At 37.5% G+C, this 12,883-nt stretch carries 9 protein-coding genes; 6 read left to right on the top strand and 3 right to left on the bottom strand.

The genetic code is table 11. The features are described 5' to 3' along the window. Positions 1 to 10: 10 nt before the first annotated feature. Positions 11 to 1,375, bottom strand: a complete 1,365-nt coding sequence (rlmD, locus tag KO505_RS02075) for a 23S rRNA (uracil(1939)-C(5))-methyltransferase RlmD (RefSeq protein ID WP_216053782.1) — start codon at positions 1,373 to 1,375, stop codon at positions 11 to 13. Positions 1,376 to 1,508: 133 nt separating this feature from the next. On the opposite strand from rlmD, the gene barA reads away from it, so the two are divergent. Beyond that, positions 1,509 to 4,304: a two-component sensor histidine kinase BarA gene (gene barA, locus KO505_RS02080; protein WP_216053783.1), complete on the top strand. Its 2,796-nt coding sequence runs from the start codon at positions 1,509 to 1,511 to the stop codon at positions 4,302 to 4,304. On the opposite strand, the gene KO505_RS02085 is transcribed toward barA, so the two are convergent. After that, positions 4,301 to 4,789, bottom strand: a complete 489-nt coding sequence (locus KO505_RS02085) for a DciA family protein (RefSeq protein ID WP_216053784.1) — start codon at positions 4,787 to 4,789, stop codon at positions 4,301 to 4,303. The genes barA and KO505_RS02085 overlap by 4 nt on opposite strands. Before the next feature lie 75 nt (positions 4,790 to 4,864). Here KO505_RS02085 and KO505_RS02090 point away from each other — a divergent pair, with 75 nt between their 5' ends. After that, on the top strand, positions 4,865 to 5,743 hold the full coding sequence (locus KO505_RS02090) for a M23 family metallopeptidase (protein WP_252731591.1): 879 nt from the start codon (positions 4,865 to 4,867) through the stop codon (positions 5,741 to 5,743). A gap of 93 nt (positions 5,744 to 5,836) precedes the next feature. After that, positions 5,837 to 8,539 carry a preprotein translocase subunit SecA gene (secA, locus tag KO505_RS02095; protein WP_216053786.1) on the top strand — a complete coding sequence of 901 codons (2,703 nt, stop codon included), beginning with the start codon at positions 5,837 to 5,839 and terminating at the stop codon, positions 8,537 to 8,539. A gap of 115 nt (positions 8,540 to 8,654) precedes the next feature. Here secA and KO505_RS02100 read toward each other — a convergent pair whose 3' ends face one another. Then, complete coding sequence (locus KO505_RS02100) at positions 8,655 to 9,467, bottom strand: putative porin (RefSeq protein WP_216053787.1); 813 nt, start codon at positions 9,465 to 9,467, stop codon at positions 8,655 to 8,657. Between the two features lie 130 nt (positions 9,468 to 9,597). Between KO505_RS02100 and mutT the strand changes: the two genes are divergently transcribed. The 3 genes from mutT to lysS all read left to right on the top strand — a co-directional run bounded on the left by mutT (position 9,598) and on the right by lysS (position 12,859). Next, positions 9,598 to 9,990: an 8-oxo-dGTP diphosphatase MutT gene (gene mutT / locus KO505_RS02105; protein WP_216053788.1), complete on the top strand. Its 393-nt coding sequence runs from the start codon at positions 9,598 to 9,600 to the stop codon at positions 9,988 to 9,990. A gap of 103 nt (positions 9,991 to 10,093) precedes the next feature. Further along, positions 10,094 to 11,192, top strand: a protein-coding gene (prfB, locus tag KO505_RS02110) for a peptide chain release factor 2 (protein WP_216053789.1) whose coding sequence is annotated in 2 segments (ribosomal slippage) — positions 10,094 to 10,168 and positions 10,170 to 11,192 — 1,098 coding nt in all. Because the reading frame shifts where the segments join, the coding sequence is not laid out codon by codon here. 92 nt (positions 11,193 to 11,284) lie between these two features. Continuing rightward, positions 11,285 to 12,859, top strand: a complete 1,575-nt coding sequence (gene lysS, locus KO505_RS02115; protein ID WP_216053790.1) for a lysine--tRNA ligase — start codon at positions 11,285 to 11,287, stop codon at positions 12,857 to 12,859. The last annotated feature ends 24 nt before the right edge of the window (positions 12,860 to 12,883 follow it).

The following is a 12,883-nucleotide window of genomic DNA, read 5'->3' on the forward strand; positions in this document are numbered from 1 at the left end:
GGTTATCCTTTTATTTTTCTAACAAAGCCATCGCTTCAATATGAGCAGTATGAGGAAACATATTCAATAATCCAAGTTTCGACAATTTATACCCGCTTTGTTGTAATTCTTTAATATCTCTGACCATAGTGGATGGATTACAAGATACATATAATATTGTATTTGGTGCCAACAGTGGGATTTTTTTGACAACATCATAGGCGCCATCACGAGCCGGATCTAATAATAACTTGTCTATAGGTTTTAACCACTGTGGTTTATATTTTAATTGTAATTTAGATAAATCGGCTTGATGAGCAGAGATGTTATCTATCTGATTTAATTCTGCATTTTGTTTTATGCGTAACACCATATTGTTTACGCCTTCAACGGCAAATACTTGTTTAGATTTAAGCGCTAAGGGCAATGTGAAATTGCCTATGCCACTAAATAAATCTAACACAACTTCCTCTTTTGTTGGTGCTAACCAATCAATTGCCTGCGAGACCATCTGCTGATTTACATCGGCATTTACTTGAATGAAATTTTCTGGTGAAAATTGGAATCGACAATTTTCAATTACATATTCAAGCTCTGTACCAGTTGTATTATTTAATAATGATATTTGCTCAAACTTATGGTCTTCATGTTCCAAAATCAAGTTTATATTTTGAGCTTGTGCATATAGGTTTAGTATTTCTTTGTCTTTACTATTCAGTGGGTTAACAACTCGAAAAATAACAGTATCGCAATTGTCTAATGCATAAAGTTGTATGTGCGTTATTGATTTACGGCTGGTTAAACTTTGTATTGTCGTTTTTAACGATGGCAGTAAATTGGTTAAACTTTGAACCAAAATAGGGCACTGCTCAACATCAACAATTTGTTTAGACTTTGCTTGTCTAAAGCCTAAACGTAATGATGTGTCCGAATCAAACCAGATAGATAAACGAGCTGTACGACGATAGTGCCAGTCGGGACCCGTTATTGCTGGTTGCCATGGAATATCGGTTAACCCTAATTGTTTTTGGAATAGGGAGTTTAACGCGGATTGTTTTGCTGCGGTTTGATGAGCTGGTTCCATATATTGAATTTGGCAACCACCACAAACATCGAAATGTACACATTTAGGTTCTACACGTTTATCACTGGCTTCAAGTACTTCTAACGTCTCACCTTTAATGATTTTTTCGTTATAGGTAATAGGACGAACTTTTACAACTTCATCAACTAATGCGCCGATAACAAAAGCGATACGACCAGTTTCAGTTCGAATGATCCCTTTCCCTTCGGGGTCGTAACTCTGCACTTTTGCAACGAAGTCGGGCAATTGTTTGGCAAGAGATTTATGTTTTCTGTTTTTGCCTGATTTACTTGGGTTGAATATTTTTGCCATGCGAGCGGTTGCCTGTCCTTTAAATCGTGATGAAATCGTTAAATATGAAATTCAGAAGCTGGAATCTTGTTAGTTTAACAAGTTTAGGATAAGTTAATCTCCCTAATTTATATAAATTATTCTCGTATTATTAATGAAAGAACTGCTTTCTTTACGTCAACGCGCGTTGATGATCACCATATTACCTACAATATTGATCGGTCTTTTATTAGGGGGTTACTTAACTTATAAAAGATACACAGAGCTGGATGACAACTTAATCCAACGTGGTATCTACCTTTCAGAGCCATTAAGTATTTTGAGTGCGGATGCAATATTAAACAGTAATCAAAAAAGGTTAGAAGAAACCCTGAACATGGCACATAGAAAAGCCAGTCCAATCGTACAGTCTATTTCGGTATTTTTACCTAACCATCAATTGTTTGTTTCTTCGAATATGCATGAAGATTTTTCTAAAGTCCGTCTAAAACCGGGGCGTTTACTATCTGAAAATACCCAAGTCGAAATGACCGACGATAAAATTTACATTCGCAGCCCAATATACAGTGCAGAATTAGAAGTAAACGACTCGTTTATTTTCATCACCAAAAATGGCAAGACATTATTTGGTTATTTAGTTGTTGAATTAAGCCGAGATCAAGCACGCCTAGAGCAACAATCTTCAGTCTTCACTTTAATCCTTATTTTATTGCTCGTGATTATTTCTACCACAGTGTTTTCGTTCTTTTTTATTAAAGATATCACCTCATCTATTAACGAACTTAACAAAGCGGTTAAATCCATTGCCGATGGTGATTATAAATATCGTGTGAATAATAATATGGTTGGGGAATTAGAATCCTTAAGGCTGAGCGTTAACTCTGTTGCCAAAGCCATGTATGTAGTGACCGAACAAGCAGAACATAATATCAGTGAACATACTCAAGAATTACAGCAAACCGTGGAGCAGTTGGAAGTACAGAATATTGAACTTAATATTGCCAAACGGGACGCGTTAAATGCTAACGATGTGAAGTCTCAATTCTTAGCAAATATGAGTCACGAGTTAAGAACCCCGTTAAATGGAGTATTAGGTTTTACTCGCCAATTAAAGAAAACCCAGCTTAATAATAACCAGCGAGATTTCCTCGACACAATCGACTCGTCGGCGAATAACTTATTACAGATCATTAACGACATTTTAGACTTCTCTAAACTGGACGCTGGAAAAATGGAACTCGAGTCAATTCCATTCGCGCTTCGCGATACGGTTAATGAAGTTATGACCTTATTAGCGCCAAGTATATTTGATAAGAGTCTGGATATTCATATTAATATCGACACCCGTGTTCCGGATGAATTACAGGGTGATCCTGTTCGGTTAAAACAAATAATCATTAACTTGGTCGGTAACTCTATCAAGTTTACCCGTGACGGTTATATCCGATTGGATGTTAAATATTTAGGAAGTCACGAATACGGACATCACATTAAGTTTATTGTGTCAGATACGGGCATTGGTATTGAAGAAAAGGTCAAAGATAAATTATTTGCGGCTTTCGGACAGGCGGACAATTCCACCACTCGAAAATATGGCGGTACAGGATTAGGCCTGATCATTTGTAAAAAAATAGTCGAAAGCATGAAAGGCAGTATTCACTTTAATAGTGAGTTAAATAAAGGCTCTGAGTTCTTTTTTGATATGTATATCAAAGAAAATAACACTGCCATTGGACAACAATTACCTTTAAAAGAAATTGAAAATAAAAAAATACTGTATTTCGACTCGTGCCCTCAAGCGTTCAACGATATCAACCAACTACTTAATGATGACACTGAACTAGTTGTCACAAGTTGTGATCAAGACTCAGCCTATTTAGAAGCCTTACAAAAAGACAAATTTGATATTGTGTTGATAGGCAGAAAAATATCGCCCAGCACAGTAAGTGAACTAAAAAAATACATCACAGTGGCAACACAATATTGTTCACATGTTTACACCATCATCAATAGTATTTCACCGAACTTAAAAGAAGCGATTATTGGATCTGGAGCGAGAGCTTGTTTTAGTATGCCTGTGAATCATAGGAAGTTGATAACTACGTTTGCTGAACCTTATATAAAAGATATTAATCAGCAACAAGCGTTAACCACAATGTTTGGTGGAATGAAGGTTCTCGCGGTTGATGATACGCCCGCTAATCTTAAACTACTAACAACTTTGTTGGATGAAATGGGTATGGTAGTTGATGTAGCACATGATGGCGTTGCTGCGTTACATCAGGCACAAAAGCATATTTACGATGTTATTTTTATGGATATACAAATGCCGATTATGGATGGTATTACGGCATGTCAAAAAATTAAAGAGTCGTCGTTAAATGAGAGCACGGCTATTATTTCCGTAACAGCTCACGCAGGACAAGATGAACAAAAAAGAATGTTAGAAGTTGGTTTTACTGGCTATTTAGCCAAACCGATAGATGAAGAAATGTTAACTCAAGTTATATTAGATGCATGTCCAGGTTGTCAGCTACAAATAAGGCAGCCAACTGCTGTGCCCGTTATTGCAACTCAACCGGACGAATCACTACCTGCTTTTGCACATTACCATCATGTTGATTGGTCATTAGCCTTAACCCGTGCTGCGGGCAAAAAAGAACTCGCAATAGAAATGTTTGTTATGTTAGTTAAAGGGTTACCGGAATTAGCCCAATCGTTAAAACAAAGTTATGGGGATGAGGATCTGGAAACATTGTTAGGGGTTATACACAAGTTTCATGGCGCGTGTTGTTACACTGGGGTACCTAAACTAAAGCAATTAGCCGAACTTATTGAAACTGGATTAAAGAATGAAAAAAATATAGCCGCGGTTGACCCTGAATTGTTAGAACTGATTGATGAGATTGATCATATTATTAATGAAGCAAATAATTGGGATTTGAATTAATCACTCTCTTTGTTCGATTTATTAAGTCGGCTCAATTTCATAAACTGTTCTTTTAATGGTCCTTTGCTAGACTGAGCTATAGATTCAAACATTTTTGCAACATCATCTGGAATTGTTCGAGTACTTTTTTTTATAATAGTAGGGGCTTCTGCTTTTGCTCGTTTTGATTGTAAGGCGGCTGAATGAGGACTTACTTTCATTTCAACAGTGACTAACGCAGGATCGAGCTGTTTCCGAAAGGAAGACAAAACCTGTGATTGGTACATTTTAAAGCCAGTGGCAATGCCTGCAGAAGTGGTTTCTAAATAGACAATTGAGTTTTTATAGTTGCTTACTACGATGTTTTGAGCGATATTAGCACCTAATATTTCTGATAATAGTTGGTGAATTAATCTAAATTTACTGGTTTTTTGACGATATAAAGATAGATTGTTTGTTTCTTTATCAGAACTGATTAGTTCATTTAACGATTTTGGTGTCTTCACTTATATGTCCGTGAAATTAGGTAGTAGTGAATGAGTTTAACACTTATTTATAGAGGAAAGAATGTAAGCTTTAAAATGAGAATGTTAAAGGCTCAATGGCTTTCTATTGCTGCTATTTTAATATTACTCACTGTCTGGCTTATACGTGGTGCAATCGGTCAAACCGACGATACCAATCACGTGCGCGAACAACTAAGTGTTGCCCAAAAAGAATACAGTGATGAAAAAGAACTGCTCATTCGACTAAAAAATCAAACACAACATCAATTAAGTGCTTTAACATTAAAACTTGGCGAAATTAAAGGCCAAGTTAATAGGTTAGATGCATTTGCTTCTCGTTTAGCTCAACAATCTGAAATACCTGATGATGAATTCAATTTTGATACATTAGCTGCCACTGGAGGTCCTACGACATCAAGTGCTGAAGATGTAAGTGCAAATGCCGAAAACTTATTCAGTGAGATGGATGAAATGTTAGTTAAGTTAGATGGCCAAGAAAGAAAAATGGCAGTACTTGAATCTATCCTTATGAATACCCATATAGAAGAAGAGATATTTATATCTGGTCGACCAATTCAAAGTGGTTGGTTATCGTCTTATTTTGGCGTAAGAAAAGACCCGTTCACTGGGATGCCTGCCACTCATAAAGGTTTGGATTTTGCTGGTGAAGATGGTGCGGGTGTAATTGCGACAGGATCTGGTGTTGTTACTTGGGCAGACAGTCGATTTGGGTATGGAAATTTAGTGGAAGTTGATCATGGTGATGGCATTATCACTCGATACGGACACAATAAAGAGTTATTGGTAAACGTTGGTGATATAGTTACCAAAGGACAAAAAATTGGATTAATGGGCAGCACAGGTAGGTCTACAGGACCGCATGTCCATTATGAAGTATTAAAAGGTGGCAAGCAGATAGACCCATTACCGTATGTCTATCGGAAAGCTAACTGACGATTAATTAGACCATATTTTAATCAACATGTAGCAATCGGCCCTTGGCCGATTGTTTATTTTTAGAATAATTAAAAGTAAAAAGCTAAACACATGATCTCATCATTACTTACAAAGATGTTTGGTAGCAGAAACCAACGCACTCTTAAAAAATTAAACAAAATTGTATCTACAATTAACGCCCTAGAACCTCAGTTTGAAAGTCTTACCGATGAAGAATTGAAAGCAAAAACTGCCGAATTTAAAGCGCGGTTAGAGCAAAATGAAACACTGGATGATTTATTACCAGAAGCATTTGCAACTGTGCGTGAAGCCAGTAAACGTGTTTTTGGAATGCGTCATTTTGATATGCAGCTAGTTGGCGGCATGGTGTTAAACAATGGTTCTATTGCAGAAATGAGAACCGGTGAAGGTAAAACCTTAACCGCGACTTTGCCAGCATATTTAAATGCATTAACCGGAAACGGCGTTCATGTTATTACCGTGAATGATTACTTAGCGAGTCGAGATTCTGAAGCTAACCGTCCATTATTTGAGTTTTTGGACATGAGTGTGGGTTGTAACATTCCTGGTATGGCTCATGATGCCAAACAAGCCGCTTATAATGCCGATATTACTTACGGAACGAATAACGAATTTGGTTTCGATTATTTACGTGACAATATGGCGTTTGAAAGTGCAGAACGTGTTCAACGTAGCTTGCCTTTTGCTATTGTCGATGAAGTTGACTCCATCTTAATCGATGAAGCTCGTACACCATTGATCATTTCAGGCCCAGCTGAAGATAGCTCTGAGATGTACCTTAAGATCAACGAAATCGTTCCTTTACTTGAAAAACAAGAAAAAGAAGATGAAGAAGGCGTTGAAGGCGACGGTGATTTTACTGCCGATGAAAAATCTAAGCAGATTTATTTAACGGAACGTGGCCAAGTTCGAGTAGAAGAGATCTTGCTTGAACGTGGTGTAGTTGCCGAAGGTGAATCATTATACTCTGCGACAAATATTCCTTTATTACATAATGTTTATGCTGCATTACGTGCGCATATCATGTACCAAAAAGATGTTGATTATATAGTTCAAGACAATCAAATCGTGATCATTGATGAACATACTGGTCGTACAATGGAAGGACGTCGCTGGTCTGAAGGTTTACACCAAGCTGTTGAAGCTAAAGAAGGTGTGAAGATTCAGAATGAAAACCAAACATTGGCATCTATTACTTTCCAGAACTTTTTCCGTATGTACGACAAGTTATCGGGAATGACAGGTACTGCCGATACAGAAGCATTTGAATTCCAACAAATTTACGGACTAGATACGGTAGTTATTCCAACTAACCGTCCTATGGTACGTAATGACATGACAGATTTGGTTTATTTAACTCAGTTAGAAAAATACAAAGCCATCATAGAAGACATCAAAGATTGTCAAAAACGTGGTCAGCCAGTGTTAGTAGGTACCGCTTCGATTGAATCTTCTGAATTGTTATCTACTTTATTGAAAAAAGAAAAGATAAAGCACAACGTACTTAATGCCAAACAACATGAAAAAGAAGCACAGATAATTGAAGATGCCGGTACTTCTGGAACCGTTACTATCGCAACTAATATGGCAGGTCGTGGTACCGATATCGTATTAGGTGGTAATTGGCAAGCAGAAGCGGCACGTTTGAAAAACCCAACAGAACAACAAATCGAACACATTAAATCTGAATGGCAAAAACGTCACGATGCCGTATTAGCCGCTGGTGGTTTACATATTATTGGTACCGAACGTCATGAGTCTCGTCGTATAGATAACCAGTTACGTGGTCGTTCTGGTCGTCAAGGTGATGCAGGTAGTTCACGTTTTTATCTTTCTATGGAAGATACATTAATGCGTTTATTCGCATCAGAGCGTGTTACTAACATGATGCGTCGTTTAGGGATGGAAGAGGGCGAAGCTATTGAACATCCTTGGGTAAACAAAGCTATTGAAAACGCACAACGTAAAGTTGAAGCTCGTAACTTTGATATCCGTAAACAATTATTAGAATACGATGATGTTGCTAACGATCAACGTAAAGTTATTTACTCTCAACGCGACATGTTATTAGACGAAGGTGATATTGGTGAAGTTATCGCTGGTATTCGTCAAGATGTTGTAGCGTCAGTGTTAGACCAATATATTCCACGACAATCTCTAGATGAAATGTGGGATCTTGAAGGCCTTGAAGAACGTCTGAAGAGTGATTTATCAGTAGATTTACCAATCCGTGTTTGGTTGGAAGAAGATCAAAAACTGCATGAAGAAACGTTAAAACAACGCATCAGTGAAAGCATTGATGACATGTATAACGCAAAAGAAGCGTTAGTGGGCAAAGAGGTGTTACGTCACTTCGAAAAAGCCATCATGTTACAAAGCTTAGATCAGTATTGGAAAGAGCATCTTGCGGCAATGGATCACTTACGTCAGGGCATTCATTTACGTGGTTATGCTCAGAAAAATCCTAAACAAGAGTATAAACGTGAATCGTTTGAATTATTCTCAAGCATGTTGGAACAATTAAAAGCAGAAGTGACCAATGTCTTATGTCGCGTACAAGTACGTGCTGAAGAAGATGTGACTGCTGTTGAAGAGCAACGTCGTAAAGCCGACGCAGCTCCTAAAGAGTATCAACATGAAAGTGCAAATCAATTAGATGAGCCAGAAGACTCGAAATCAGTGATCAGAACGGAAGCGAAAGTAGGCCGTAATGATCCTTGTCCTTGTGGTTCTGGTAAAAAATATAAACAATGTCACGGTAAATTAAGCTAAATAATTCCTACATTGGTTGCAACGGCAACATGAAACTAACAAAAAACGGCAGCCTGAGGCTGCCCTTTTTTTTATATTTATACATTTTCGAGACGAATGTAATGGGAGTTAGCTATTAAAACTGACTTGTTAACCCAACTTGAAAAGTACCTTCTCCGTTACTGTCATCTATGTACATGTACGAAATGGTTATCGCGGTAGATTGGCTAATAAAGTGTTTACCAGTAACATTCATATATAAATCCAGGTCAGAACTTAGCGAAACACTGGTGCCCTCAGAAAAGTAATAACTGCCACTATAGGTATTTATATCGTCTCCCCCTTGCTGGCTATGATCAAAACCAAGACGAATATAGTTGTCTCCATTGAGCCTACCAAAATAACTAGAGGATAGACTAACAGAGTCAAAATCATCATTGGTACTTAGACTAAATCCAATGTAATCACCTTGGGGATTTAACTGGTGAGAATATTGAGCATTAAAACTACCTCGACCAGAATCATCATTATACAAAGCTGATACTAACAAGTTATCGTTAACCAAATATCCTAATTTAACGGAAGTGTGTGATTGAGTGTCGGATTCAGCATTGTCAAATTCATACGATAGTCTCGAAAAGGAACCGCCAATTAACCATTTGTCGTGAAAATAATTGCCACTAATACTTTGCAAACTTGATAAACCATTTGTTTGGTCAGAACTATAGTAACCTGCACTTATACTGCTATCTGTATCGAAGTAACCAAACTCGTCGTAAACACCGTTAGCAATTTGAGATTTGAAATAATGTTGTCCAGCTACACTAATATTTGTGGTTTCATTAGGTTTAATAACACGTGCGCTAATAAAAGTATTCACGGGTTGATTGGCAATCGCAGCAGAGGACAGGAATAACAGGGGCAAAGTGGTGAGAAACGTTTTTTTCATAATAAATAATCCTTTTTATTTTATTTTATTTATGCCTTTAACGTCAAAATTGACGGTAATATGGCAAAATATTCCAAATAAAGTTCCCAGATAACTAAATTAAAGAATTTAAACAAGGTGCGACCTAATAATGAAAAAAACAATTAATGTTGCTGCTGCTGTGATTTATGTCGATGGTTTGTTTTTATTAAGCAAACGATTAGATCACCAACACCAAGGGGGGAAGTGGGAGTTCCCCGGCGGTAAGATTGAATCTGAAGAAACAACTGAACAGGCTCTGGTACGTGAATTAAAAGAAGAGTTGAATATTGGGGTTTTACAACAATCACCTTTTATGTCATTAAGTTTTGAATACCCAGAAAAACATGTGAATTTACACTTCCAGCTAGTAACAGAATTTAATGGTAAAGAGCAAGGTGTTGAAGGGCAAAAAGTACAGTGGTTCAACAAGGAAGCCCTTATGGAGTTAACCTTTCCAGATGCGAATGTACCGGTTGTTAATAAAATAAATGCATTGCTTTAATATTTGAGGTGGAATAGCACTTTATAGCTGACTTTCCTGTATAAGGTTTGTTACAATCCCGCCTCATTTTTGTTCGAAACCCAAAAGTAAGAATTTCCTATTTATGTTAGAAGTGAATCCTGTACTAAATCAGCTTGACGATATACGCACTCGTACTGACGTGCTTCGGGGGTATCTTTGACTACGATAATAAAAAAGAGTTATTAGAAGAAGTTACAGGTGAGCTTGAAGATCCAAATGTGTGGAATGATCCTGCAAGAGCACAAAAGCTAGGTAAAGATAAATCAACACTTGAAGTTATCGTTGAAACTATCGATTTGTTAGACCAAGGCTGTGAAGATATAGAAGGTTTGGTTGAGCTAGCTCAAGAAGCAGACGATGAAGAAACCTTTGAAGAAGCTGAATCTGAATTAGCCGAATTGGTTTCAAAATTGGAATTATTAGAGTTTCGCCGCATGTTTTCTGGCGAACAAGACGCCAGTGATGCCTACATTGATTTACAGTCTGGTTCTGGCGGCACAGAAGCGCAAGACTGGTGTAATATGTTATTACGCATGTATTTACGCTGGGGCGAAGCAAAAGGCTTTAAAACTGAGCTGATTGAAGTTACTGCCGGAGATGTTGCTGGAATTAAAGGGGCAACAATACGAGTATCTGGTGAATATGCATTTGGTTGGTGCCGCACTGAAACAGGTGTGCATCGCTTAGTAAGAAAATCACCTTTTGATTCAAGTGGCAAACGCCATACGTCATTTGCCTCTGCGTTTGTTTATCCAGAAGTAGATGACAATATTGATATTGAAATTAATACTTCAGACTTAAAAATTGATACTTACCGTGCATCTGGTGCCGGTGGTCAGCACGTTAATACTACTGACTCTGCGGTACGTATAACGCATGTGCCAACCAATACCGTTGTGCAATGTCAGAACGAACGTTCACAACATAAGAATAAAGACCAAGCAATGAAGCAATTAAAAGCTAAATTGTATGAGTTAGAAATGTTAAAACAAAATGCGGAAAAACAAGTGGCAGAAGATAATAAATCTGACATAGGTTGGGGCAGTCAAATACGTTCTTATGTATTGGATGACTCGCGCATAAAAGACTTAAGAACGGGAATTGAAAACCGTAATACACAAGCGGTATTAGACGGTGATTTAGATAAGTTTATTGAAGCCAGTTTAAAATCTGGTCTATAGATTGACGTTGTAAATGGTTAAAAGACAAAATTGTAAGTTGAGCTAAATTAATAAAGCTTAATAAAATAGATTAACAGTAATTAGAGAAAAATATGACTGACCAAATTCAAGACGAAAATAAATTGATAGCTGAGCGTCGTGCAAAATTAGACGCAATTCGTGCTAATTGTAGTGCCAATGGTCACCCGAATACATTTCGTCGTGAACATTATGCTGAAGACTTACAACAAGAGTTTGGCGAAAAGTCGAAAGAAGAGCTAGTTGAAATGAATCAAGTCGTTTCTGTTGCTGGTCGTATTATGGCTAAACGTGGTCCATTCTTGTTATTACAAGATATGTCTGGTCGCATTCAAGCTTATGCATCTAAAGACGCACAAAAAGTTCTTAAAGAGAAATACGGTGTATTGGATATTGGTGACATTATTGGTGTAACTGGCCCACTTAATAAGTCCGGCAAAGGTGACTTGTATGTTGATATGGTTGAATACGAACTATTAACTAAATCATTACGTCCACTACCAGAAAAATTCCATGGTTTAACTGACCAAGAAGCTAAGTATCGCCAACGTTATGTAGATTTGATCACTAACCAAGATACGCGTAATACGTTTTTTATCCGTTCTAAAATTGTCGATGGTATTCGTCGTTTCTTAACTGACCGTAATTATATGGAAGTTGAAACGCCAATGTTACAAGTTATCCCTGGTGGTGCATCTGCAAAACCATTTGTAACACATCACAATGCCATGAGCCGTGATATGTATTTACGTATAGCGCCTGAGCTTTATTTAAAACGTTTAGTGGTTGGTGGTTTTGAGCGAGTATTCGAAATCAACCGTAACTTCCGTAACGAAGGTTTATCAACTCGTCATAATCCAGAATTTACTATGATTGAGTTTTACCAAGCCTACGCTGATTACAAAGATTTAATGGACATCACTGAAGAGATGTTACGTACCTTAGCCAATGATATTCTAGGTTCTGCAATTGTTAAAAATACAGTTAAAGATACAGATGGCAATGTTGTAGAAACCAAAGAATATGACTTTGGTCAGCCATTTGCTCGTTTAACTATGTCTGATGCGGTATTAAAATATTACCCAGAAGCTTCGGCTAATGAAGAATGGAAAACAGCGATTCAAGATCCTGAAAATAACTTAGCTACGTTAAAAGTAATTGCTAAAGCATTACATATTAAAGAACCAGAAGTGGATGGGATTTGGGGTGCAGGTAAGTACCTATGTGAAATCTTTGAAGCAACAGCAGAAGAGTTATTAGACCAACCTACCTTCATTACAGCTTATCCGTGGGAAGTTTCTCCATTGGCACGTCGTAACGATGAAAATTCGTTTGTGACAGACCGATTTGAGTTCTTTGTTGGTGGACGTGAGCTTGCTAATGGTTTCTCTGAGTTAAATGATGCTGCCGATCAAGCTGAGCGTTTTTCTAAACAAGTTGAAGAGAAAGATGCCGGTGACGACGAGGCAATGCACTTTGATGAAGATTACATTCAAGCCTTAGAATTTGGTTTACCGCCAACGGCTGGTGAAGGGATCGGTATCGACCGTTTAGTAATGTTATTTACTGACTCGCCAACCATCAAAGATGTTATTTTATTCCCACATATGAAACCGGTGGCAAACTCTGAGCAACCAGAAGAAGAATAACGTTTAACAATACCTTTGTTTTAA

Origin of the sequence: Psychrosphaera sp. F3M07, from assembly GCF_018860345.1 — a bacterium.
Lineage (GTDB): Bacteria > Pseudomonadota > Gammaproteobacteria > Enterobacterales > Alteromonadaceae > Psychrosphaera > Psychrosphaera aquimarina.

Excerpts from the sequence above, each read along its gene's own strand:
- KO505_RS02090 (WP_252731591.1), top strand. The coding sequence starts at position 4,865 with ATGAGAATGTTAAAGGCTCAATGGCTTTCTATTGCTGCTATTTTAATA.
- mutT (WP_216053788.1), top strand. The coding sequence starts at position 9,598 with ATGAAAAAAACAATTAATGTTGCTGCTGCTGTGATTTATGTCGATGGT.
- KO505_RS02100 (WP_216053787.1), bottom strand. The coding sequence starts at position 9,467 with ATGAAAAAAACGTTTCTCACCACTTTGCCCCTGTTATTCCTGTCCTCT.
- barA (WP_216053783.1), top strand. The coding sequence starts at position 1,509 with ATGAAAGAACTGCTTTCTTTACGTCAACGCGCGTTGATGATCACCATA.
- lysS (WP_216053790.1), top strand. The coding sequence starts at position 11,285 with ATGACTGACCAAATTCAAGACGAAAATAAATTGATAGCTGAGCGTCGT.
- secA (WP_216053786.1), top strand. The coding sequence starts at position 5,837 with ATGATCTCATCATTACTTACAAAGATGTTTGGTAGCAGAAACCAACGC.
- rlmD (WP_216053782.1), bottom strand. The coding sequence starts at position 1,375 with ATGGCAAAAATATTCAACCCAAGTAAATCAGGCAAAAACAGAAAACAT.